This is a genomic window from Neobacillus phoenicis (assembly GCF_047302305.1).
Classification (GTDB): Bacteria; Bacillota; Bacilli; order Bacillales; family Cytobacillaceae; genus Neobacillus.
Window position 1 is genome coordinate 1,348,947 of sequence record NZ_CP154847.1, and the last position, 25,374, is coordinate 1,374,320.

The following is a 25,374-nucleotide window of genomic DNA, read 5'->3' on the forward strand; positions in this document are numbered from 1 at the left end:
ATGATTTCTAATGGAAAGCATATTGCTAAGTTTGAGTACTTTAGCAATGATATAGAAACATGATTTTCAAACGTTTTTATTCTAAAAATATCTGAAAATAACAGAAGCTCCTGTATTCTACAGGAGCTTCTGTTATTAATTATCGTTATCGTTATCGTTATTTTTATTTTTATTTTTATATATTTGATTATTTGTATAAGAATTTGGGATAGCTGCAACCGTTTCTTGTGGCAATTCTAATTGTTCACGCAATTCATTTGAAATGCTTTGTCTTGTTTCATCCTCCACTTGGAAGTACCAGCCGCCGTTAATCATTTTTCCTTCACCCTGAATTTCAAGCTTTTCAATTGTTTCAGCAGCAGGTTTGTATGTTGATTGAATTCCAATCATATCATTCAAAGTTAAGTTTGTTTTAATATTATTTTCTAAAGCAGCAAGAATATCATCATATTTTGTTAAGGTAGAAATTGATTTACCTTTTTCAATAATCTTAGATATTACTTCTCGCTGTCTTTCTGCACGGCCAAAGTCACCACGAGGGTCTGCTTTTCTCATACGTGCATATTGAAGTGCTTTTGTTCCATTTAAATGTTGTGGACCTTTTCTAAGAGTTACTCCATCTAATTCAAATGCGTATTTATTATCTACGTCAATTCCGCCCACGGCATCGACTATATCTTTGAAACCTTCCATATTTACTTGAACGTAGTAATCGATCGGTACATTAATAAAGTTTTCAACTGTATCAATACTCTCCTCAATTCCACCGTAAGCGTAGGCTGCATTAATTTTATCCATGTGATTCTTGTTTGGATTGTTTTTATTAATAAGTTTCGTGCGCGTATCACGAGGGATACTTAATATTTTTGTGATCTTATTTTCAGGGTTTACCGTAATCACCAACATAGAGTCTGTTCGGCCTTTATCCCCTTTACGTTCGTCTACACCTACCAACAGAATCGAAATAGGGTCTAGTTTTTTGAATTCCACTTTTGTTTCTCTCTTCTTCGATACTTCACGTGATATCGGTGTATGCATTTTATCAACTGCTTTTGCAACATTGGAATACACATTATAGAAATAAACACCGCCGCCAATTAATAAAACAAAGAGGGTTACTAGAGTGATACGGAACCACTTTTTGGGCTTCTTTCTTCTTGTTACTCTTGAATTAATCATTATATATTATTCCCTTCTTAAAGAAGTATTAGACTGCTTCAAAGGCATTACAATCAAAATTATAATATCCATAGTTAGGAAGTTCAACTGGAAATAAAAAAAATCACCGATAAAAGTACAATTTTTGACACTATGATGCTATAATTTATTTTTGTTACGTCAGTTTGAAGTCGTTTTTAGTTATATTGTCGATTTTAATTCTTGGTTTTATAAACAATGAATGATTGGCCTCTTGTTGTAAAAAATATTTCTAATAAATGTTGGAAATTGTTTTTTCTCAATTATAGACGGTAAAATGTAAGAACCGTTACAACAAAAAAATTAATAGCTATAATGAACACAATATGTTAATGAAAGAGTGTGAAAAAATGGCTAATGCAAAAGTTGCGATTAGTATCGTTACATATAATAGTCAACATATTTTTAATGTGCTTGATAACTTAAAAAAGGAATTTGTTCAGGACAGAAATTTTCGCTTTGTTGTATTTGATAACAACTCGAATGAAGAGTATAAAAAGCAGTTAAAAGAATACCAAGACTTTGTGGATATTACATTTTATCAAGAAAACAAAGGCTTTGGATTTGGACACAATTATAATTTATTGAAGGCTGATGAAAAATATTTCTTAGTGTTCAACCCTGACATTATTTTAGTTAGGGAAGATTTATTAAAAATGTTAGAGATCATGGAACGTGACCATTCAATTGCCTTATTAGTACCTAAGGTCTTAAACTCAGATGGAACGCCTCAGCATTTAATGCGTGACCGGGTTTCCGTGTTTGACTATTTTTTAAGGTTCGTTCCCTTTAAATTTGTGAAAAAATTGTTTGCAAAACGATTAGCTATCTATGAGTTAAGAGATATTCCAGATGACCGTGATCAAGATATTCGGATAGGGTCAGGATGCTTTATGTTAATAAAAGGGGAGGACTTCAAAGAAGTCGGTGGTTTTGATGACCGTTATTTTATGTACTTCGAAGATTATGACCTCTGCGTAGAGTTGGGACGTAGGAACAAACGTATAGTCTATACTCCGTTTTCACAAGTCGTACATTATTATGAGCGAGGTGCACATAAGAATTCAAGATTATTTAAGATTTTTATGAAGTCAATGTATCTTTACTTTAATAAGTGGGGATGGAGATGGTTTTAAGTACTATAGGCAATTGGAAAAAGCTTATTTCATAAAAATTGTATTTAACAATGATAATAAAAAGAAACCGTTTATTTAATTTAAAGTGGTGAATATTCTGAATGATGATGTGCGGTAATAGGAGAGGGCTACTTTCATGAATAAATTTGAAAAAATATTATTAACGATTTTTTTTATTGAGATTTTTGTGGGAGGGGGAGGAAGGCTAATTGACTTTGGAGTCGTATCTATTCGTCAGGTTTTATTTCTTCTTCTCATTGCAACGTTTGTTATCCGAATTGTAAAGACCAAGGCTATCTTCAATAAGGAAGTAAATACATTCTTTCGAATGAATCCAGTAACAAATGGTATTTATTTATTACTCTGTTGGTTTGTCGTTAGTAGCATCATGGGATTTGTTAATGGTCATCCACTAGGAGCTATAGTCACAGATTTCCTTAGGGTTTTGTTTTTTGTAGTGTATTTTCCATTAGCCTATTACATTTCAAAGGAGCGTTTCTCACTCCAACGAATTATCACTTTGTTAAAGTATAGTGCATTAATGGTTGCAATATTTACAATAACTGTATCTTTACTTGGAAAAACTGTATTTGTTGATAATTTCAAACCATTTTATGATTTTATGAATTGGGTAATGAATGATGATTTGTTTTTTAGACCAAGTAACAGCGTGTTCTATAAAAGCCATTTCTTTGTATTAATCGGCCTTATTATCTCATTGAATGAGTTATTAAACAGAACCTATAGTAAAATGAATACCGCAATGGTTATATTAGGTTCAATTTCTGTTCTCTGGTCAGAAACAAGAGGGTTTTTACTTGCTTTTATGTTAAGTGTTCTTATGATTATTGTATTGGACGTTAAAATCATAGTTGATCCAATTAAAGGGCTTGCGAAGAAAATGCAAAAATTAATACAGTCAAAACAATTTATTCGCAAATTTGCCATTTCTATGGTTGTAGTAATTGCTGTTCCTTTCTTGTATAAATATATGACACTTGAACGATTTGAAACAACAACAGTAGAAAAAACGACAACTAATGATCAAAAGAAAACCAATAAAACGAATACGATAGCTGAACCAGAGGTAAATGATGTAAGTGTAAATGCTCGGATGGATTTTATTGTTGCATCAAAGGACATCTTAGTCCATCCAAGGAATTTGATTTTGGGGACTGGGTATGGGACAGAAGTTGCTGGTCGAATAACAGGTATTGAAATGAGCTTTCTTGATATATTAGTCGAACAGGGCTTGATAGGTTTAACAACATGGTGTTTCTTATTTTTAATTGTTTATTACAACTATTATATTGCATATAAAAAAGGTCAGAAGCCTAATACAATTGATATTTCTCTAATGGCTGCGTTTATGGGGATTCTTTTATTAACAAATATTAATCCCTTTATTAACAATCCTATTGGCATCAGTTTCTTTCTAATTCTGCTTGTGGTTTCCCAAAGGAAGAAAGAACTAATAATTAACGAGGAATTGCGATGAATATTACCATAGTAGTTGTCTTTTATAAGCAAAAGCCCGAGGAGAGCAAGACCTTTCTTAGTTTAAAATCAACATTGTTTTCGAAACAAGAATGTAAAAATAACATTGAGCTCATTTTTTACGATAATAGCCCAGTTAAGCAAGATATAAATCCCATTCATTATGAGGGGATACATATATCATACATTCATGATCAGCGCAATTTAGGAATCGCTGCTGCCTATAATCATGCCTGGACTGTAGCAAAAGAAAATGGCAGTGAGTGGCTCTTGCTACTTGACCATGATACCGATTTAACAGATAAGTACGTAAATGAGATTCTAAATTTGCCACAATTATCAAAAGATATTGTGGCCATTGTTCCGAAAATAATAAGTGAAGATAAAATGATTTCACCTGTATACAGTCACTCTCTTCGTCCTTTACAGGAGGAACTTCCTGTTTCAGGTCTTCAAGAAAAACCGGTGATGGCGATTAATTCTGGGGCACTAATCAAAGTTGATTTTTTAAATGCACTTAATGGTTTTAATCAAGACTTTCCTTTAGATTATCTAGACCATTGGTTATTCTTTGAGATTTATGCGAGAGGGAAAAAGGTTTGGCTACTAGATGTCATCCTTGAACATGAATTGTCCGTAATGGATTATAGCAGGGTTTCGTTAAATCGATATCAAAGTATCTTGAATTCAGAAATGAACTTTTATCAAAAATATAAAAAAGACTTGTATCCATCCTATCGAAAGCAGCTAGTTAAACGTTTCGTTAAACAGGTGTTGACTGTGAAAAATAAGAAAATCGCGATGCATACACTAAAACGGCTTTTATCGATGTAAAGGAGTTTTTTTAATGAAGATTTCTGTTTGTATGGCAACATACAATGGGGCTCAATTTGTTGTTCGGCAGCTTGACACAGTGTTGAAACAGCTTGGACCGGAAGATGAAATTATTATTGTTGATGATCGTTCAAAAGATGACACAGTTCAACTTCTAAAAGAAATGTATGGACAAAGGGTTTCGGTACATGTAAATGAAAAAAATATGGGTGCAATTAAAAGCTTCGAAAAGGCGATATCTTTTGCAACAGGAGATATCCTTTTCTTATGTGACCAGGATGATTTGTGGGAAGATAACAAGGTGGAAATGGTTTTAAAGGCATTCAGGGAAGAAAAAGCAGACCTTGTTGTCCATGATGCAACAGTTGTCAATGTAGACCTTGAAGTTATTAATCCATCTTGGAATGATTATAACCATAACAACATAAATCAGGGTATTTTTGGGAATATTTTAAAAAACGCCTATACGGGAGCATTCATGGCTTTTAAAAAGGAGATAGTTCATGCGATAATACCTTTCCCAAAGCAGATTGAAATGCATGATCAATGGATAGCCCTAGTTTGTATGATGAGAACGAAGAAAATAGTCTTTATCAATTACCCTTTAATGAAATATGTCCGTCATGGAGGAAATGTCACGGGGATGAAAAAGCGTTCCTTAACAGCTCAGCTAAAAGGTCGTCTTCGAACTATTTCTGCAATCATTACCTACAAGAAGTAGTCTTAATTACGTTTTTGTTACAATTTAGTTCTTGTTTGTCCTTTTGGGACAAGGTTCTTTATAATGGTGAAGGAAGATTGTGACGAATTTTGTTGAAAATTATAAAAAGAGGAGTTGGCTGTAGTGAAAGGGATTATTCTAGCAGGTGGAAGCGGAACAAGACTTTATCCATTAACAAAGGTGGTATCAAAGCAGTTATTGCCTGTTTATGATAAACCAATGATTTATTACCCATTATCCGTATTAATGCTAGCAGGTATTAAGGATATTTTAATTATTTCCACACCAGAGGATACAGCTCGTTTTGAGCAAATCCTAGGCAATGGGTCTGATTTAGGAATGAACTTTACATATAAAATCCAACCACATCCAGGTGGGTTAGCACAGGCATTTATTTTAGGTGACGAGTTTATTGGTGATGATAGCGTTGCTTTAGTACTTGGAGATAATATTTTCTATGGACATGGGTTAACCGATCTTCTAAGAAAGGCAGCAGCACGCGAAACTGGTGCTACAGTATTTGGTTATTATGTAAATGATCCAGAACGTTTCGGCGTGGTCGAGTTTGATGAAAACGGAAGAGCCGTTTCCATTGAAGAAAAACCAAAGGCACCAAAATCTAATTATGCTGTAACTGGTTTGTACTTTTATGATAATCGTGTCGTCAATATTGCAAAAAGTATTCAGCCATCACCAAGGGGAGAATTAGAAATAACCGACATTAACAAGGCGTACCTTGATATGGGTGAGCTTAGAGTTGAACTACTTGGACGCGGATATGCATGGCTAGATACCGGTACACATGCGTCACTTTTAGAAGCTTCTCAGTTTATTGAAACGGTAGAAAAGAGACAGTCATTAAAAATTGCTTGCCTTGAAGAGATTGCCTTTAAAATGGGGTATATAACTAAAGAGAAATTGATTGAACTAGCGGAACCATTAAAGAAAAATCAATATGGTCAATACTTAATAAAAATCGCCCAACAAGGAAAGTAATCGATAAGTGAGGTAAAAACATGAACGTAATTGAAACCAAGCTATCAGGTGTAAAGATTTTAGAGCCAAAAGTATTTGGTGATCACCGTGGATATTTTATGGAGAGCTACAATAAAGATTTGTTTGAGTCATTAGGTTTACATTATGATTTTATTCAAGATAATCAATCATTGTCTGCACCTGTCGGAACCATTCGTGGTTTACATTTTCAACTCAATCCGAAGGCGCAAACAAAGCTTGTTCGTTGTGTAACTGGTGCTATTTATGATGTGGCTGTTGATATTCGAAAAGGCTCGCCAACCTACGGACAATGGGTGGGTGTGATCTTAAGTGAGCATAACAAACGCCAGCTCTTAGTTCCTAAAGGTTTTGCCCACGGTTTTTGTACATTGGTGCCTGACACTACTGTTGCATATAAAGTTGATGAATATTATTCACCAGAGAATGATGGTGGAATCCTTTGGAACGACCCAGCTTTAGGTATTGATTGGCCAACTACAAATCCAATCCTATCTGATAAAGATACAAAACATCCAACATTAAGTGAAGCAACCCATTTAAATTTTGTGTACGAGAAATAGGAGGCATAATATGAAGTTATTAGTAACAGGCGGTGCCGGGTTTATTGGTAGTAACTTTGTCCGCTATATGGTAAATAAATATCCAAATTATCAAATCGTTAACCTTGATTTATTGACGTATGCTGGAAACCTTGAAAACTTGAAGGACATTGAGAATGCACCTAACTATAAGTTTGTTCGAGGTGATATCGCAGATCGTGATTTTATTCAAGGCTTATTTAAAGAGGAAAAGTTTGATTATGTATTAAACTTTGCTGCTGAATCTCACGTTGACCGAAGTATTACAGACCCTGGTATCTTTGTACAAACAAACATCCAAGGTACCCTTGCTCTATTGGATGCAGCAAAAACTTTTGGTGTAACAAAATACCTTCAAGTATCAACGGATGAAGTATATGGTACTTTAGGAGAAACGGGCTACTTTACAGAAGAAACTCCTTTAGCAGCTAACAGCCCATACAGTGCAAGTAAAGCTGGTGCAGACTTACTTGTCCGTGCATACCATGAAACATTTGGCTTGCCAGTAAACATTACACGTTGTTCAAACAATTATGGACCATTCCATTTCCCAGAGAAGTTGATCCCATTAATGATTATTAATGCGTTGAATGATAAAGAACTTCCGATTTATGGTGATGGACTAAATGTTCGTGACTGGCTTCATGTAGAAGACCATTGTCAAGCGATTGACCTTGTTTTACATAAGGGGCGAAATGGTGAAGTATATAATGTAGGTGGAAATAACGAGCGTACAAATATTGAAATCGTTAAGACGATTCTTAAGCATCTTAACAAACCGGAATCCTTAATGAAGTTTGTCAAAGACCGTCCTGGTCACGATCGTCGTTATGCCATTGATGCAACAAAACTTCGTACGGAGCTAGGTTGGTCACCAAAATATAATTTCGACACAGGTATTGAGCAAACGATTAATTGGTACCTAAATAATCAGGAGTGGTGGGAAAATATCATCTCCGGTGAATACCAAGAGTATGTTAAATCCCAATATGGCGACAGATTAGGTGTAGAATAATGAGGGTAGTCGTTACAGGTGCTGCTGGTCAATTAGGACAAGATGTTGTCTTGGAATTGGCTCGTAGGAATCACGAAGCTATTGGTACAGATCGTCAAAAATTGGACATAACCAATGAAGCAGATGTATTTAGTTTTATTAGCGAAGTTAAACCTGACATTATTATACACTGTGCAGCCTATACCAATGTGGATGCCGCGGAAGAAAATGAAGAAATTGCTTATCAAATCAACGCGTCAGGTGCTGCGTATCTTGCGAGAGCTTCTCAGCGTGTTGGTGCAAAAATGCTCTATGTTAGCACAGACTATGTTTTCGATGGTACTGCTACAGAGCCTTATGAAGTTGATGAGCAAACAAAACCATTAGGCGCATATGGAAGAACGAAATTAGCCGGAGAAGAACTGCTTCAGAAACACTTAAAAGAGTACTTTATTGTTCGTACTGCCTGGGTATTTGGAGCGCATGGTAATAATTTCGTTAAGACCATGCTCCGCCTTGGGGAAGAACGTGACGAGGTAGGAGTTGTGCATGATCAGGTTGGCTCCCCTACTTATACAGTAGATTTAGCAAGGTTTATGGTTGAGTTAATGGAGACAGACAAATATGGTATTTATCATGCTACAAACACTGGAGTTTGTTCATGGTACGAGTTTGCTGTTGAAATCTTTAAACAAGCTGGTTTGAATGTTACTGTAAAACCATTAACAAGTGACCAATTTCCACGCCCAGCGAAGCGCCCGCAATATTCTGTATTAAGTAAGAAAAAAATTGTTGAGAATGGGTTAACTCCTCTTAGAAATTGGAAAGAAGCACTATCTGCCTATTTAAATGAAACAAATAAATGAGAACAGGTATTTTTTATCTGTTCTTTTTTTCTTATTCTGGATAAAAAAAGATGATTTTTTATTAATTTATTTTTCATAAACGAAACTTTTTTTAGGATAAAACGTCTAAAGAATAGGAAGCGCAAATCGACATTAATTGGCGGTATTATTGGAAATTTGTCCTTTTTAGAACCTCCTTTATGCTAATTATACAGTTGTATTTAACTTTGTTTGCAATATAGCATAATGTAAATGGAGCAAAGTGGTTGTTTATTTCTAGAACTGTCTATGCTATAATCCATTAGGATATAAGTTTTTCGTAAAAAAATAATATAGATTTTATAGTCTTAAAATATAACACCTTAAAATAAAGAGACCGTAAATATGGAGGGCTGTATGTTCTATCTAACTCTATTAATCTGTTTTTTCTCGTCAATACTACTCACCCCTCTGGTGAAAAAACTAGCATTTAAAATTGGCGCAACTGATAAACCAAACCATAGAAAAGTACATTCTCGTATTATGCCAAGACTAGGCGGCCTATCTATATTTTTAAGTTTTATTATTGGTATATTAATCTTTCAACCTACTGATGAAAACCATTTGCCAATTGTGATCGGGGGCATCATTATCATTTTGACAGGAATGCTAGATGATGTAAAAGAAATTTCACCCAAAATTAAATTAGCTGGTCAAATTGCTGCATCAGCAGTGGTTGTTATATATGGTGGTCTGCAGGTTGAATTCATTAATCTTCCATTTGGCGGTATTATTGACTTTGGATATTTAAGTATTCCCTTAACAATGATTTGGATTATCGGGATTACAAATGCTATTAATTTAATTGATGGATTAGACGGTCTTGCTGGTGGCGTCTCCTCTATAGCCCTTATATCAATTGCTGGTATGGCTGTGGTTATGGGAAATGTATACGTTACAGTTATGGCCTTAATAGTAGCTGCAAGTACTATTGGATTCCTATTTTATAACTTTCATCCAGCAAAAATCTTTATGGGTGATACGGGAGCGTTATTTCTAGGTTATATCATTGGGGTTTTATCATTACTTGGATATAAAAATGTAACCTTCATTTCGTTGGTTATCCCTGTTATTATACTTGGTGTTCCAATTTCCGATACGTTTTTTGCGATTATTCGTCGTCTCGTAAACAAAAAGCCATTGTCTGCACCAGACAAATCACACTTACATCACTGTTTACTAAGAACTGGTTTTTCCCATCGACAAACTGTGTTGTTAATTTACGCAATGGCATCCGTGTTTGGTCTTGCTGCGTTCATTTTCTCACAAGCAACCGTTTGGGGATCTCTAATAATGATTTTAGTATTACTAATCGTTATTGAGGTTATAGTAGAAAAGATAGGACTAATCCGTGATGATTATAAGCCACTTCTAAACTTTATGAAGGGTCTTAAACCTATAAATACAAGGGATCGATATTAATTTACAAGAGGTTGTCTCATAAATGGGGATAGCCTCTTTTTTTATTATGAAACATTAACTTCGGTAGTAATATTGATATTATGTTTTCATGATTTTCCGGTTTTTACTATTTCTTCTTTGTTTTTGTTTTGATAATAATGGACAAAATGACTAACAAGGAGGATGTTGAATGCTTTTTCTTACCTTGATTATATGTTTTGTCCTTTCCATTCTTATTACTCCACTAATAAAAAGATTCGCCTTTGTCATTGGCGCAACAGACAAGCCTAATCTGCGTAAAGTGCATCAGTCCATTATGCCAAGACTTGGTGGCTTAGCCATTTTTATTAGTTTTATTGTAGGTGTTTTCTTTTTAAAGCCGGATAGCCCGAATTCAATTGCTATTTTGCTTGGGTGTGGAATAATTATCATAACTGGCTTTTGTGATGACATATTCGAGCTTCCTGCTAAGTATAAACTTCTCGGTCAGTTAGCTGCAGCATGTGTAGTTGTTTTTGTTGGGAACTTGCAAGTAGTGTTTATTAACCTGCCGTTCGGCGGACAACTACAATTTGGTTTTTTAAGCATTCCTTTCACCATTTTTTGGATTGTTGGCATTACAAACGCCATTAATTTAATTGATGGGCTTGATGGGTTAGCAGCTGGTGTTTCCTCCATTGCATTAATCACTATTTCCGGGTTAGCCCTAATTCAAGGGAATTTATTTGTAGCAGCTCTCGGTTCAATTGTTCTAGCAAGTACACTCGGATTTTTAATTTACAATTTTCACCCTGCAAGTATCTTTATGGGGGATACAGGAGCGCTTTTCTTAGGGTTTATTATTTCGGTCCTTTCACTTTTGGGCTTTAAAAATGTAACCTTTATTACCTTTGTTATTCCAGTCATCATTCTTGGTGTACCCATATCAGATACCTTTTTTGCGATTATCAGGAGAATCATCAACAAACAGCCCTTATCTGCACCAGATAAATCACACCTCCATCATTGCATGCTCAGGCTAGGCTACTCTCACCGCCAAACAGTGTTACTCATCTATACAATGTCCGCATTTTTCGGACTTGTCGCCTTCATATTCTCACAGGCGAGAATCGGTGGGGCTCTTGTCTTAATTGGAATTGTCATTCTAATTATTGAGATAATCGCGGAGAAAATTGGGCTAATGGGAAAAGACTACCGCCCGTTATTAAATATGGTTCAAACATTATTAACGAGCACTGCTAAAGACCGTTCGTAGGAAAAAGGGACTCAAAATTTGAGCCCCTTTCATTTTTTTCCCAATTGCCTTCTTTCTAAAGACCCACTATAATCCTCAGTAAGACATCCCTGTTTTACTTTTTGAAATCTTCTTCTAGATATATCGTATCACCTTTGGTCAATTTGCATTGGCCGTTCGTTAGTTCTACCATCCAATCCATGAAGACTTGGACCTGACTTTCATCTACGAACGTTTCAACCTCGACCACATCTAAATAGTGAATCTCTTTAATTGTGTATTCAGAGGCACGCAATTCCTTTTCAATTTTTCCAAGCCACGTATAGTCAATTTTCACATGAATAATCTGTGAAAGTCTTCTTTCGACTATACCTGCCGCATCTAGACCTTCAGATGTCGCCTTGCCATAAGCGCGGATTAGGCCACCTGCACCTAATTTAATACCACCAAAATAGCGGGTGATGACAACAACGGTGTCTTTTAGCTTTCTTTTTTTCAAAACTTCAAGAATAGGTACGCCAGCAGTTCCACTTGGCTCACCATCATCATTCGCTTTTTGAATGTGATCATGTTCACCAATGAGATAGGCAGAACAGTTATGTGTAGCATTCCAATGTTGTTTCTTAATTGCCTGAATGAAATCCTGTGCTTCCAACTCTGTTTCAGCCCTGTTAATATGTGCAATAAAACGGGACTTTTGAATGTTGATTTCATGTTCTCCTAATGTTTTTACAGTATAATATCGCGACAGCATGTAAGGCTCCTTTCGTTAAAAGAAAAAAATATAAAATATTGCTGTAATATACCTTTAATATGGTAGTAAAGTTCGAATGTTATAATAGGCCTAGTGGGTGTAATGCTTTTCTATTTTATTAAAGTATAGTTTAATAGGAATAAAGCAGTAATAATATTAATATTATACTACTTTCAAACTCATAATGAGGTTATTAGTATTCCACAAGTGTTAAATAAAATGTAAGGCCTAAAGGGAAAAAGATCCCCGGAGGAATGTGATGAAAATTAAGCAAATTGATATGAAATCGATTGATGAAATTCGTGAAGAAATGATTGAAACCGTCACCTGTAGTAAAAGTGATATTTTTCGAATTGGTGAGAAATGCCGTCATGACTATGAGGGTATGACAAATGAACTAGCTAATATTAAGCAAATGATGGTTAAGCTCATTGAAGAGGGAGACCAGCTGGAAGAGCAGGTCAAAGAGGCGCGTTTAACTTTATCAGAAGTAAGTATGAATTTTAAACATTATACTGAGGAAGAGGTACGTGAAGCCTACGAAAAGGCACATCAGTTACAAATGGATTTATCGATTAACTGGCAGTATAAAAAACAGCTGCTTGATAAAAGAGATGATCTTGAACGTAGACTCATTGGCTTAAATGATACAATTGATCGAGCTGATCAGCTTATTTCACAAATTTCTGTTGTTATGAATTATTTAACGAGTGATTTAAAACAAGTCGGTGAAGTATTGGAAGATGCTAAAGCCAAGCAAGACTTCGGTTTGAAAATTATTGAGGCACAAGAGGAAGAGCGAAAGCGATTGTCGCGGGAGATACATGATGGCCCAGCACAGATGCTTGCCAATGTTATCATGCGCTCGGATTTAATTGAGCGTGTCTTTCGAGAAAGAGGCCCAGATGAAGCTTTCTCTGAAGTCAATAGCTTCAAAAAAATGGTGCGTTCTGCACTATATGAGGTGAGAAGGATTATTTATGACCTACGTCCAATGGCACTGGATGATTTAGGTTTGGTACCTACCCTCAGAAAGTATCTACAAACAATCGAAGAATATCATAAGAATTCCAAAATATCATTTGTGAATTTGGGCCTAGAGCGCAGGCTTCCAACTAAGTACGAAGTCGCGTTGTTTCGAATGATTCAAGAATCCGTTCAAAATGCGCTCAAGCACGCGAATGCCTGTGAAATCAAGGTGAAACTAGAAATAACCACCAATGATATCACCGTTCTCATTAAGGACAATGGAGTGGGCTTTGATACCTCTGTTAAGAAACCTGAGTCTTTTGGAATGATTGGTATGAGAGAGCGTGTTGACCTGCTTGATGGGGATATTACCTTTGACTCAAAGATAGGCAAAGGGACGGCAGTTTGGATTCGAGTTCCGTTGACTAATTAATAAAGAACATTCGTTGACTGAAAAATATTAATACTGAGAAGGATTAGGGGGAAATGAGAATGTCTACTAAAATTGTCATTATCGATGATCACCAACTATTCAGAGAAGGCGTTAAAAGAATACTTGAATTTGAAAAATCATTCCAGGTTGTAGCAGAGGGTGATGATGGCAGTGAAGCATTAGGTCTTGTACAAGAATACGAGCCTAATGTTGTCATTATGGATATTAATATGCCCCAAATGAACGGGGTGGAAGCAACCCGTGAGCTAGTAGAAAAATATCCTGATACAAAGGTTATTATTTTATCGATTCATGATGATGAGAATTATGTCACACATGCTTTGAAAACAGGAGCATGTGGCTACTTATTAAAAGAAATGGACGCGGACGCTTTGATTGAAGCAGTTCGAGTCGTGGCTGATGGTGGTTCATACTTACATCCAAAGGTTACTCACAATCTAGTCAATGAATACCGTAGATTGGCAGCGGGTGTTTCTGGTAGTGGCGGTGGCTACGTACCAACACACGAAATTCGCCGTCCATTGCATCTGCTAACTCGCAGAGAGTGTGAAGTGTTACAAATGCTAGCGGATGGTAAAAGTAACCGTGGAATCGGTGAAGCCTTATTTATCAGTGAAAAGACAGTTAAGAACCATGTTAGTAACATTTTGCAAAAAATGAACGTTAACGACCGTACTCAAGCAGTAGTCGTTGCTATTAAAAATGGTTGGGTAGAAGTAAGATAATTTAGTTTGATAGTAAGTAGGGGTATGCTTTGAAAGCATGCCCTATTTTTGTTATATAGCGCCTTTTTATATAATGCATTTTCTGAGACTTTCATATAAAATAGACATTATGTAAGAAATGAATAATCGCTCATTATTGTAATTCAAGAAGAGCGGCATCAGGCAGGGTTGGAATTTTTGTGTGCAAAAATACCGGCCAGTTTAAACAGACAAGGATGGTAATTAATTTATGAAAACGGCAGTTGTCACGGATAGCACCGCCTACATACCAAAGGAATTACGTGAGAAATTTAATATACATATGATCCCGTTAAATGTCATCTTCGGTGATGAAGTTTACCGGGAAGAGGTCGATATTCATGCAGGCGAATTTTACGAAGAAGTAAAGACAAAAGAGCTGCCAACTACCTCCCAACCACCAATTGGTCAGTTTGTTGCATTGTTCGAACAACTAGCCAAGGAGTACGATGCGGTTATAAGCATTCATCTATCAAGTGGAATAAGCGGTACATATCAAGGGGCTGTAACTGCGAGTACGATGGTTGAGGGCATTGAGGTATATCCATTCGATTCGGAAATTAGTTGCATGGTACAAGGTTTTTATGCTATTGAAGCTGCAGAGTGGGCATCACGTGGTAGAGATGCTGCGGCCATTATGAAAAGACTCGAAGAAATGAAAAAATCGGCTCGTGCCTACTTTATGGTCGATGACCTCTCGCATCTTCAGAGAGGTGGGCGTCTCTCAAGTGCACAGGCATTTATCGGAAGTCTGCTGCAGGTAAAGCCTCTGCTACATTTTGAAAACAAGGTGATTGTTCCGTTTGAGAAAATCCGAACCCGCAAGAAAGCACTGAAACGCATGGTGGACCTGCTAGGCGAAGATGCGTTACAAGGTGGGAATTATCAAGCTGTTATTATCCACGCGAATCGAGAGGAAGAAGCGAAGGAGTGGCGGACAGAATTAGCCGCCCAGTATCCAAACGTAGATTTTTCTATTGGTTATTTTGGTGCAGTCATCGGTACCCATCTAGGAGAAGGGTCCATGGGAATGGGCTGGATGAAAAAATAAACATCTTCAATATGCTGCCATTCCGGCTTTAGGGCCGGAATGGTTTTTATTTTTTTATAAAAAGGTAATATAAAAAGTGGTTTGGCGGAATTATTGGGAAGGTTGGCGGAAATACGCCATGAGTTGGCGGAATCTAACGGAAAACTGGCGGAATAATACAGCAAGTTGGCGGAATCCAAACATAAACGCGCGGAATCCCCTCGACCAAGCCAACTAGTTCAAAGAAAAATATAAAACTTTCGACAATAAAGAAGGAATTCTTCCAGCATTTGTAGAAATTTATCAAAAAAGAAAAGGAGTGATGAAAAAATTGGTTTTAAAAGAACTTCCTTTACCACTGAGACTTATATTGACAAGCATAGTAAAGAAACGGTTAATAAAAGGTCACAGCAAACATTCAATTTTAGAAAAAGACCTAGCTAAACGATGGGCAGGATACTGGGGAGAAGTTGCCCTATCTAATTACCTCAAAGAACTCCCTCAAGAAAAATACTTCATCTTTTATGATCTCCAATTAAAACACAATGGTGTTCACTTCCAGATTGATTCATTACTAATTTCCCGTACTCATATCCTAATTATTGAAGCAAAGAATATTATTGGGATTCTACAGTTTGATAATGTCTTCAAACAGCTTATTCGAATCAACAATGATGGCAGCGAAGAGTCCTTTGAGGATCCGCGTGTCCAAGGTCAACGCCTTCAAACCCTTTTAAAAGGCTGGATGAAGTCAAATAGTTGCGATTTGCTTCCGATTGATTACCTTGTTTTTTTCAAGAGTGCGAACAATACCATTCTAAAAACAACCTCCAACGATAAAACGGATTTAAATAAAATTTGTAAAGGTAGAGACTTGTTTAATAAAATTTACGCACTGGAGCAACGATTCAAGAAGGAATTGATTGATATGGAGACACTTAACCAAATAGGAAAATTACTCCTAAGCGGTCATAGTCCAAAGGAAATAAAAATTTTAGAAGAATACCAGCTTACAGGAAAAGACGTCCTTAACGGAGTATGTTGTCCTAATGAAAAATGCCATCATACACCTATGGAGTATAAAAAAGGAAGGTGGGTTTGTTCGAAATGCCTCCAAACCTCGAAAGATGCCCACAAAGACGCACTTAGTGATTACTATTACTTAATTAAGAAGACCATTACTAACTCAGAACTTCGAATCTTTCTTCATCTACCTACAAGTGATACCGCTCAAAAAATTCTTAAAAGATTAAAATTGCAAGTGACAGGAAAAACGAGAGATCGTCTCTATCACCTCCGTCCAAAAGAGGTGACCCTATGCGTTTTATAGTAAAGGATGGACAATTACTCCCAGACCTCACTCACACTGAATCCCTTACCATCTCAAAAATTCCCATGATCCCACAACCGCCGACTAATCCACTATTCGCCTATAATCCCGACCTTCAGAAGTTACTATGTGGTAAACAACTTCTCTTTGAGGATCTACCAGTACAACTCACTGAAATTCAAACACATTATCAAAATGGCTATATATCTTACAGGAAGGGTATCACCAAAAATGGAAATAAGCTCATCTGTTCTCGGTGCGGAAATAAAGACCAGCAAAAATTTGCATCCTATCCATGCTCGAGATGTGGAGAACAGTGTCATTATTGCCGTCACTGTCTAATGATGGGGAGAATTAGCGAGTGTACACCTCTCATCGGCTGGTGTGGCCCTGATCCCGTCATACCGCTTCCTAAAAACATCATGGCCTGGAACGGAAGGCTCTCACCAGGGCAAATGACTGCTTCGAATCATGTGGTAGAGGCCATTCTGCAAAATCAGGAGCACTTGATTTGGGCCGTTTGTGGAGCGGGCAAAACAGAATTACTATTTGCGGGAATAGAGGCAGCAATCAGGGCTCTAAAAAGAATCTGTATTGCTACACCTAGGACAGATGTTGTATTGGAACTCACACCCAGATTAAAGGCAGCCTTTCCTGAACTGACTATTGCCTCCTTGTATGGGGGAAGTGAAGACCGCCATTTATTCGCTCCTCTTACCATTGCGACGATACATCAACTGCTTCGCTTTTACCACGCTTTTGATGCCATTATTTTAGATGAGGTCGACGCGTTTCCCTACACAGTGGAGGAATCCCTCCAGTATGCTGCCATCCAGTCACGAAAACCTGCTTCAGCCATGATTTACTTAACTGCAACCCCAAATGAAAAATGGCAAAGAGAATGTCGTACTGGGAAAAGGAATTTTACTACCATCCCAGCGAGATTTCATCGTCATCCACTTCCTGTTCCAGAATTTGTCTGGAGTGGCAATTGGCAAAAACTACTCAAAAAGGACAAGCTTCCTGCCATTGTACTTCGCTGGATGGAGAAACGTCTTCTTGTGGGCAAACAGGTGTTATTATTTTTTCCTCATATCCCTTTAATGGAAAAAGCATTAAAAATCCTTCAGCAAATGAATCCCGAAATTGAGGCAGTGCATGCAGAAGACCCTGAGAGAAAGGTAAAGGTTCAACGCATGCGAGATAAACAAATTCCCTTACTCTTAACGACAACAATCTTAGAGAGGGGAGTCACTTTCCCGAATATCGATGTGGCCGTTGTTGGGGCAGAGGACCCTATTTTTACAGAAAGTGCTCTTGTCCAAATTGCCGGAAGAGCAGGAAGGAGCAAGGAAAATCCTGATGGAGTAGTCACATTTTTTCATTACGGCAAGACCGAGGAAATGTTAAAGGCAAGGAAGCAAATTGTCTCTATGAATCGTGAGGGGAAGAAAAGAGGTTTACTTGATCCATAAAGGGGTATACAAAAGAAAGGAAGTAAAGCATGTATCCATTCCAATCTGACTATTGTCTCATTTGTCATTCGGTGATTATGCCAATTATAGGATGGAGAGCTATCTTCTCAGTGGAAAAAGAAAAGTATGTTTGCTCCACATGTGAAGGAAAACTTGAAAAACTGGAGGGGGAAACCTGCCGTATCTGCGACCGTCCCTTTGAACTGGTAGAGGAGAAATTTCAGATTGGCGATTTGTGTTATGATTGTTTCCGCTGGGAAGAAGAATCCGAGTGGAAAAGTCTTCTCGAAAAAAATCATTCCCTATTTCACTATAATGAGTTTTTAAAAGAAATCATTGCCCAGTTTAAATTTCGCGGAGATTATGTGCTAGCTAGAATATTTGTTGAGTTTATTCAAAAGGAACTTTCGAAAATGGATGTAGATGTTCTGGTACCTATTCCATTAAGTGAAGAGCGGCTTTATGAACGTGGCTTTAATCAGGCAACAGCTTTAATAGTTGAATCTGGCTTTGCACCACAGGAACTACTTACTAGAGTTCACTCTGAAAAACAATCGAAAAAATCAAGGTCGGAACGTATTCATGTTCCTCAAGTATTTAGAATTGCACCAAATACAGATCTAGCAGGAAAAAGAGTTGTCTTAATTGATGATGTATATACAACAGGATCTACCCTCCGACATGCAGCCAAGCTTCTAAACGATGCAGGGGCTGAAAGTATTCAATCATTAACTCTGGCAAGGTAAATAAAGTTGTATACTTAAACCTTTCCACTAAGCATATGGGTAGCAAATTCTACTGTGTAATAATATAATAAAAATGAATAACCATTCATTTTAGAAAATAATACCAACTAAGTCAAATCAGATTTGAATCATTGTCACTATTTGCTTGTTGTTTTTGTCAATAATTCGACAAAATTATTGTTCTGATTTAGCAGGATTATCATAGGGTAAAATAGAAATGTTAATACATAGCCTTAACTAAAGGAGGAGTCCACATGAACTATAACGTACGTGGCGAAAACATTGAGGTAACTCCAGCAATTAGAGAGTATGTAGAAAAGAAAATTGCTAAATTGGAGCGTTATTTTACAGAGGCACCAGATGCAAAGGTAAACGTGAATCTAAGATTCAATCAAGATAAAACATCTAAAGTAGAGGTAACCATTCCACTGCAACAATTAGTTTTACGTGCAGAAGAAACAAACGTTGATATGTATGCAGCAATTGACTTGATTACCGATAAGCTTGAGCGTCAAATTCGCAAGCATAAAACAAAGGTTAATCGTAAATTCCGTGAAAAAGGGGAATTCCCAATTACTTTTGCAACCGCTGAAAACACAGAAGTAACTGATTTAGACGAAGATGATCTTGAATTAGTTCGTACAAAACGTTTTGATTTAAAACCAATGGATAGTGAAGAAGCGATCCTTCAAATGAATTTACTAGGTCATAGCTTCTATGTATTCACAAATTCAGATACTAACCGTACAAACGTTGTTTACAAGCGTAAAGACGGTCGATATGGATTAATTGAAGCACATTAATGATAAATAGAACGCTGTCTCCACTTGTTGGAGGCAGCGTTTTTTCATTTGAAAGACTTTGAGAATTTTTGTAAAAAAATCTTTTTCAATGCACCACCATAAAAATGGTAGTACTAGACGAACCCTCTAGTATCAAATAAATAAGGGGCAATTTTTCGACATGAAATCTAAAAAGGTAGCACATTTAGTAACAAGTGGTATGCTCGCTTCAACAATTATTTTCTCTTTTGGTACAGGTTCAGCATTTGCAAATGGTGATGGAACTGAAACAACAAATGAAACAGGTACGGTAACTGAATCAGTTGAAAATACAACTGTTGATACTGGGGCAATAACTGACGAAAATGCAACGGAAGATACAACAGCAACAGATGCTGTTGAAACAGAAACTACTACTGACGATACAAACGCATCTACTGAGGAAGAATCAACTGAACAATCAGATGAAGCGGCAACAGAAGGCACAGAAGTAGCAGATCAAGATGAAGAAGATGCTCCTTCATTAATTCCTGGAGATTTCTTTTACTTTGTAAAATTAATGGCTGAAAAGGTTCGCCTTGCCTTCACTTTTGACGATTATAAAGAAGCACAGCTTTTAGCTAATTTTGCGGCTGAGCGTATTGCAGAAGCAAATGCATTATTTGCTGAAGGTAAAACAGATGAAGCAGCAGAGCTACTAAAAGAAGCGATTGCTACACAAGAACAAGCGAACGACAAAGTTTCTGAAGAAGCAACAACTGGGGAAGATACTGTAAGTGATACTGTAGGTGAAGTTTCAGATCAAGCAGAAGCTACTAATGAAACAGAAGCTACTAATGAAACAGAAGCTACTGATGAAACAGAAGCAACAGATGATACTGGGGTCAAAGTAAAAAGTAAACTTGCTCATAACATTGATGCTTTATTAATGGCTCTTGAACATGTTGAAAATCCTAAAGCTCAAAAATCCCTAATGAAAAACATTCAAAAATCTTTTGCTAAGTTAGAGAAAAAGGCAGCTAAGCTTGAAAAGAAAGATGCTAAGTTTGCTAAGAAGATGAAAAAGCTTGAAGATCAAGTGAATGGTGACGAATCTTCTGATGATGAAGTGGCAACAGATGAATCTACTACTGAAGAAACATCAACAGAAGTGGAACAAGAAACAACTATAACTGATCAAGAAACAACCACAACTGAACAAGAGAATGAAAACACAGAAGTAGCAAGAAAAGATGTAGAAAAGCAACAAGCAGCGGCTAAAAAAGCAGAAGAAAAGCAAAGAGAAGAAGCTAAAAAGGCTCAAGAAAAGCAAAGAGAAGAAGCTAAAAAGGCTCAAGAGAAGCAAAGAGAAGAAGCTAAAAAGGCTCAAGAGAAGCAAAGAGAAGAAGCTAAAAAAGCTCAAGAGAAGCAAAGAGAAGAAGCTAAAAAAGCTCAAGAAAAGCAAAGAGAAGAAGCTAAAAAATCTGAAGAGAAAAAGCATGAAGAAGATCACCATGAAAAAGGTGACGACAACGAACATCACGGCAAAGGTAACCATTAATATTACAAACAGGTGCAGCCTCATTGGCGCACCTGTTTGATTTTTAACAGGTAAGCTAACTTTTCTATAACTCCCTATCCTGCTCAAGATCCTTAAGAAAATGACTAAAGTTAGTTGAGTTTATCCAGTTCCTTCCCCAAACATCCTCATTTTTCAACATGGTTCCTAGCAACCAAATTCTCCGTACCGATATAAAATGAGGTAGACTCCGGATGTCTTCTTCGGACATGTTCCGCTGACTTAAATACCCATTCAAAAATGCATCCCAACAAGTTTTCTCAACAGTACGGTAATTATTTTTTAAATTCCACCAAAAGACGGCTATATCATAGGCACGGTAGCCAAAACCACAGCAGTCAAAATCAAATACCTCCAGCTGTTGGTTATTTAAGTGCATGTTAAAGTTGTGAAAATCACCATGGCAAAATCCGTATTCCAGCGTACTTTCTCTTATCGTATCTTCTAAGTTCGTAACAATTTCATTAAAGGTATGTATTTGGTTGGAATCTAAGTATCTTATGAATAAAGGTAAAAGGATAGAAACAGGCTCTGCTAACAAATGATTGATGTCCAAATCAAAACTTCTCTCTTGAGAGGAAACTAATGAACTGCTCTTATGGTGAAGTTCAGCTAATGATCTTCCGAGGATGCGACAGTTTTCCTCGTTGATTTCTGGTCTGTCACCAGGGGAATAAGTAAATAAGACCCCGTATCTTTTTCCTTCAGGGGCTAGAATGCCAACGGCAAAAATTCCATCTTTTGATTTAAGAGGAGCAGAAACGAGGAGTCCTTGTACTTTCAGCCAATTAAGAGCATCCAATTCAAACAGTATATCTGATTCGCTTCGCCAATTATGGCGATAGACTCTAAAGATATACTTTGCGTTTTGAGTGGTAATGACATATGAATCATTTAATCCTCTGGTAAGGAATTCACAGGATATAATCTCTGTTTCAAAATGATAGCCCTCTAGAAGTTCTCTTACTGATTGAGCTGAGAGAAGGGAGTGAGTGACTTTGATTCTATTATTCATTTTTACCTCCGGCATTTCAGATATTTAAAAAGAACCGACGAATTTTCGCCGGTCCCTCCATCATTATTACTTCGCTGATCCGCAGCAGTTTTTATATTTCTTACCACTTCCGCAGATACATGGATCATTGCGTCCGATATCCATTTGGTTTACTTTTGGCTTTTTCTTAACGGGTTCGCCGTCTTCCTTCGGATTTACCGCTTGACCTTTTGCCACCTCTTGGCGCTCAAGGTTGTTACGAATTTCAGCCTTCATGATGTACATAGCCGCTTCATCTTCAATCGATTGAATCATTGCTTCAAACATCGCAAAGCCTTCATGTTGGTATTCACGAAGCGGATCAATTTGACCATATGCACGTAAGTGAATACCTTGACGAAGCTGATCCATTGCATCAATGTGATCAATCCACTTAGAATCAACAGCTCTTAATGTAATAACCTTTTCAAATTCACGCATTTGCTCAGGAGAAAGGATTTGCTCTTTTTCATCGTAGCGCTCCTTGACTTTAGCAAAAATGGCGTCGACCATTTCTTCTGGATCTTTACCTTTCAAATCATCAAGAGTGATGTCACCTTCATGTAAAAGGGTCGCATGGACATACTCAACAATGGCTTTAAGATCCCATTCTTCCTCGTCTTCATGACGGGAGGCGTGAACATCTACATTACGTTGAATAGAGTTTAGAATCATTTTCTGCACAATTTCACGAAGATCTTCCGATTCTAATACTTCATCGCGCTGGCTGTAGATGATTTCACGTTGCTGACGAAGAACATCGTCATATTGTAGAAGCTGTTTACGGGCATCAAAGTTGTTGCCCTCAACACGTTTTTGAGCCGATTCCACCGCACGGGATACCATTTTACTTTGAATTGGCTGGGTATCATCCATACCAAGACGTTCCATCATTGCTTTCATATTATCAGAACCGAAGCGGCGCATCAGCTCGTCTTCCATTGATAAGTAGAACTGGGTAACACCAGGGTCTCCTTGACGTCCGGAACGTCCACGAAGCTGGTTATCAATGCGTCGACTTTCATGACGCTCCGTACCGATAACAGCAAGACCGCCTAAATCAATGACTCCTTCGCCAAGCTTAATGTCCGTACCACGTCCGGCCATGTTGGTAGCGATTGTAACAGATCCTTTATGGCCTGCTTCTGCAATAATTTCTGCTTCACGCTCATGGTTTTTCGCGTTCAAGACATTGTGACGGATACCCTTTTTCAATAAGTATCTAGAGATCAACTCTGATGTTTCAATGGCAACTGTACCGACTAAGACGGGCTGTCCCTTTTGATGACGTTCAGCAATATCTTCAACCACTGCACGGAATTTGCCTTCCATTGATTTATAAATTAAATCTGGACGGTCGTCACGAGCTATCGGTTTATTCGTAGGAATAACAATAACATTCATATTATAGATGTTACGGAATTCTTCTTCTTCTGTTTTTGCTGTTCCTGTCATACCGGCTAATTTTTCATACATACGGAAATAGTTCTGGAATGTAATGGTAGCCATGGTCATGCTTTCATTCTGAACTTCAAGTCCTTCTTTTGCTTCAATCGCCTGATGCAAGCCCTCGCTATAGCGGCGGCCCTTCATTAAACGACCAGTAAACTGGTCAACGATCACAATTTCTCCGTCCTGTACTACATAATCAATATCAAGATGCATGCTGACATTTGCTTTTAACGCTTGGTTAATATGATGGTTCAGCGTTACGTGTGCCATATCGAAAAGGTTCTCAATGCCGAAAGCTTTTTCCGCTTTACTGATTCCTTCTTCTGTCAGCATTACGCCCTTTGTTTTTTCATCGTACGTATAGTCAATATCCTTCGTTAGCATACGGACGAAACCATTGGCTTGAATATAAAGGACAGCTGATTTTTGTGCTGATCCTGAAATGATCAATGGTGTACGAGCTTCATCGATTAAAATAGAGTCTGTTTCGTCAATAACGGCATAAAAAAGTGGACGTTGCACCTTTTGTTCCTTATAAAGGACCATATTGTCACGCAGGTAGTCGAAACCAAATTCATTGTTTGTCCCATAGGTAATGTCAGCAGCGTATGCTGCCTGCTTTTCTTCCTTATCCATACTGTTCAGATTCAAGCCAACTGTTAGGCCTAGGAATTGATACAGCTGACCCATTTCTGTCGCGTCACGGCTTGCTAGGTATTCGTTGACAGTTACAACGTGTACGCCTTTACCAGAAAGAGCATTTAAATAAACAGGCATGGTAGCCGTTAAGGTTTTACCTTCCCCTGTCTTCATCTCCGATATGTTACCTTCATGGAGAGAAATACCCCCCATTAGCTGCACATGGTACGGATATAGACCTAGAACACGTCGGGCGCCTTCACGAACAATGGCAAAAGCTTCTACTAATAAATCATCAAGTGTTTCGCCCTTTTGATACCGTGCTTTGAATTCCTCTGTTTTTTCACGAAGTTGATCGTCAGTCAGCCTTTCCGTTTCTGCAGCGAGTGCATCAATTTTCACGGCAAGCTTGTCTAATCGCTTCAGTTCACGCTTGTTCAGATCAAACACTTTATTTAAAATCCCCATATCAGATGAACGCTCCTTTTTATCGAGACTAATACGTTTTTTTAAAAATAATTCTTTCAAAAATATTCGATAATTTCCTTTTTCATCTTACCACTTCCACTATAGAGTGACAACATTGTTAGAGTGGAAGCAAATTTTGTCATTCTACTATTATATCTCTTTCAGAGCAGAACTTCTATTTTGAAGGTTTCGCATTTTTGTCATATTTGACAATCTCATGGCAATAAATCTAAAAGCTATTTCAATATGAAACAGGAACAAACTGATATTAATAAAATTTGAATAAAAGTGCTTATTTTTGTATAAATACTAAATTTATGCAAGTTACTACTATTTGTATAGTGATAACTAAAAGCTTGATATAACAATGTTTTCATGTTTTTTTTAGAGTTAATAAATCTGTCACAGGTGTGTAGAAATATTCACAAATTGTACATTGGAATATACT

Annotated in this window: 22 protein-coding genes; 18 read left to right on the plus strand and 4 right to left on the minus strand. The window is 37.2% G+C overall.

Translation table 11 applies throughout. The features are described 5' to 3' along the window. Positions 1 to 135 precede the first annotated feature (135 nt). On the minus strand, positions 136 to 1,179 hold the full coding sequence (locus AA0X95_RS06945) for an LCP family protein (RefSeq protein WP_413307056.1): 1,044 nt from the start codon (positions 1,177 to 1,179) through the stop codon (positions 136 to 138). 368 nt (positions 1,180 to 1,547) lie between these two features. On the opposite strand from AA0X95_RS06945, the gene AA0X95_RS06950 reads away from it, so the two are divergent. From AA0X95_RS06950 to AA0X95_RS06995, 10 genes are all read left to right on the plus strand, one after another. Beyond that, positions 1,548 to 2,333 carry a glycosyltransferase family 2 protein gene (locus tag AA0X95_RS06950; protein WP_413307058.1) on the plus strand — a complete coding sequence of 262 codons (786 nt, stop codon included), beginning with the start codon at positions 1,548 to 1,550 and terminating at the stop codon, positions 2,331 to 2,333. Positions 2,334 to 2,469: 136 nt separating this feature from the next. Continuing rightward, positions 2,470 to 3,831 carry a hypothetical protein gene (locus AA0X95_RS06955; protein WP_413307061.1) on the plus strand — a complete coding sequence of 454 codons (1,362 nt, stop codon included), beginning with the start codon at positions 2,470 to 2,472 and terminating at the stop codon, positions 3,829 to 3,831. Continuing rightward, positions 3,828 to 4,664: a glycosyltransferase gene (locus tag AA0X95_RS06960; RefSeq protein WP_413307064.1), complete on the plus strand. Its 837-nt coding sequence runs from the start codon at positions 3,828 to 3,830 to the stop codon at positions 4,662 to 4,664. The genes AA0X95_RS06955 and AA0X95_RS06960 overlap by 4 nt, the downstream gene beginning before the upstream one ends. Positions 4,665 to 4,677: 13 nt before the next feature. Next, positions 4,678 to 5,385 (plus strand): glycosyltransferase family 2 protein, encoded by a 708-nt coding sequence (locus AA0X95_RS06965; protein ID WP_413307066.1) that lies wholly within the window; start codon positions 4,678 to 4,680, stop codon positions 5,383 to 5,385. Between the two features lie 123 nt (positions 5,386 to 5,508). After that, positions 5,509 to 6,381: a glucose-1-phosphate thymidylyltransferase RfbA gene (gene rfbA / locus AA0X95_RS06970; RefSeq protein ID WP_413307068.1), complete on the plus strand. Its 873-nt coding sequence runs from the start codon at positions 5,509 to 5,511 to the stop codon at positions 6,379 to 6,381. Between the two features lie 20 nt (positions 6,382 to 6,401). Continuing rightward, a complete protein-coding gene (gene rfbC / locus AA0X95_RS06975; protein WP_413307071.1) occupies positions 6,402 to 6,962 on the plus strand; it encodes a dTDP-4-dehydrorhamnose 3,5-epimerase in 561 nt (186 codons plus the stop codon). A 10-nt stretch (positions 6,963 to 6,972) separates the two neighbouring features. After that, positions 6,973 to 7,995, plus strand: coding sequence for a dTDP-glucose 4,6-dehydratase (rfbB, locus tag AA0X95_RS06980; RefSeq protein ID WP_413307074.1), 1,023 nt, complete (start codon positions 6,973 to 6,975; stop codon positions 7,993 to 7,995). Beyond that, positions 7,995 to 8,840, plus strand: a complete 846-nt coding sequence (gene rfbD / locus AA0X95_RS06985; RefSeq protein WP_413307076.1) for a dTDP-4-dehydrorhamnose reductase — start codon at positions 7,995 to 7,997, stop codon at positions 8,838 to 8,840. The genes rfbB and rfbD overlap by 1 nt, the downstream gene beginning before the upstream one ends. A gap of 375 nt (positions 8,841 to 9,215) precedes the next feature. Then, entirely contained in the window at positions 9,216 to 10,280 is a 1,065-nt protein-coding gene (locus AA0X95_RS06990; RefSeq protein WP_413307079.1) for a glycosyltransferase family 4 protein, read from the plus strand. Between the two features lie 169 nt (positions 10,281 to 10,449). Further along, complete coding sequence (locus tag AA0X95_RS06995; protein WP_413307081.1) at positions 10,450 to 11,514, plus strand: glycosyltransferase family 4 protein; 1,065 nt, start codon at positions 10,450 to 10,452, stop codon at positions 11,512 to 11,514. Between the two features lie 94 nt (positions 11,515 to 11,608). Here the strand turns inward: AA0X95_RS06995 and AA0X95_RS07000 are convergent, their stop codons facing one another. Continuing rightward, the gene (locus tag AA0X95_RS07000) at positions 11,609 to 12,247 is read right to left on the minus strand and encodes a YigZ family protein (protein WP_413307084.1); all 639 of its coding nucleotides are present in this window, start codon (positions 12,245 to 12,247) and stop codon (positions 11,609 to 11,611) included. 259 nt (positions 12,248 to 12,506) lie between these two features. On the opposite strand from AA0X95_RS07000, the gene AA0X95_RS07005 reads away from it, so the two are divergent. From AA0X95_RS07005 to AA0X95_RS07040, 8 genes are all read left to right on the plus strand, one after another. Next, positions 12,507 to 13,649 carry a sensor histidine kinase gene (locus AA0X95_RS07005; protein WP_413307087.1) on the plus strand — a complete coding sequence of 381 codons (1,143 nt, stop codon included), beginning with the start codon at positions 12,507 to 12,509 and terminating at the stop codon, positions 13,647 to 13,649. A gap of 59 nt (positions 13,650 to 13,708) precedes the next feature. Further along, a complete protein-coding gene (locus AA0X95_RS07010; RefSeq protein ID WP_413307090.1) occupies positions 13,709 to 14,395 on the plus strand; it encodes a response regulator in 687 nt (228 codons plus the stop codon). A gap of 229 nt (positions 14,396 to 14,624) precedes the next feature. Then, positions 14,625 to 15,464 carry a DegV family protein gene (locus AA0X95_RS07015; protein WP_413307093.1) on the plus strand — a complete coding sequence of 280 codons (840 nt, stop codon included), beginning with the start codon at positions 14,625 to 14,627 and terminating at the stop codon, positions 15,462 to 15,464. Between the two features lie 301 nt (positions 15,465 to 15,765). After that, positions 15,766 to 16,773, plus strand: a complete 1,008-nt coding sequence (locus AA0X95_RS07020; RefSeq protein WP_413307096.1) for a nuclease-related domain-containing protein — start codon at positions 15,766 to 15,768, stop codon at positions 16,771 to 16,773. Beyond that, positions 16,761 to 18,248: a DEAD/DEAH box helicase gene (locus AA0X95_RS07025; RefSeq protein ID WP_413307099.1), complete on the plus strand. Its 1,488-nt coding sequence runs from the start codon at positions 16,761 to 16,763 to the stop codon at positions 18,246 to 18,248. The genes AA0X95_RS07020 and AA0X95_RS07025 overlap by 13 nt, the downstream gene beginning before the upstream one ends. 29 nt (positions 18,249 to 18,277) lie before the next feature. Then, positions 18,278 to 18,994 carry a ComF family protein gene (locus AA0X95_RS07030; protein ID WP_413307102.1) on the plus strand — a complete coding sequence of 239 codons (717 nt, stop codon included), beginning with the start codon at positions 18,278 to 18,280 and terminating at the stop codon, positions 18,992 to 18,994. A gap of 254 nt (positions 18,995 to 19,248) precedes the next feature. Further along, the gene (hpf, locus tag AA0X95_RS07035) at positions 19,249 to 19,797 is read left to right on the plus strand and encodes a ribosome hibernation-promoting factor, HPF/YfiA family (RefSeq protein ID WP_413307104.1); all 549 of its coding nucleotides are present in this window, start codon (positions 19,249 to 19,251) and stop codon (positions 19,795 to 19,797) included. A 160-nt stretch (positions 19,798 to 19,957) separates the two neighbouring features. Beyond that, entirely contained in the window at positions 19,958 to 21,316 is a 1,359-nt protein-coding gene (locus tag AA0X95_RS07040) for a DUF5667 domain-containing protein (protein WP_413307106.1), read from the plus strand. Between the two features lie 64 nt (positions 21,317 to 21,380). On the opposite strand, the gene AA0X95_RS07045 is transcribed toward AA0X95_RS07040, so the two are convergent. Both AA0X95_RS07045 and secA read right to left on the minus strand, forming a co-directional pair. Then, a complete protein-coding gene (locus AA0X95_RS07045) occupies positions 21,381 to 22,349 on the minus strand; it encodes a phosphotransferase (protein ID WP_413307109.1) in 969 nt (322 codons plus the stop codon). A 66-nt stretch (positions 22,350 to 22,415) separates the two neighbouring features. Further along, complete coding sequence (secA, locus tag AA0X95_RS07050; protein ID WP_413307111.1) at positions 22,416 to 24,926, minus strand: preprotein translocase subunit SecA; 2,511 nt, start codon at positions 24,924 to 24,926, stop codon at positions 22,416 to 22,418. Positions 24,927 to 25,374: the final 448 nt, after the last annotated feature.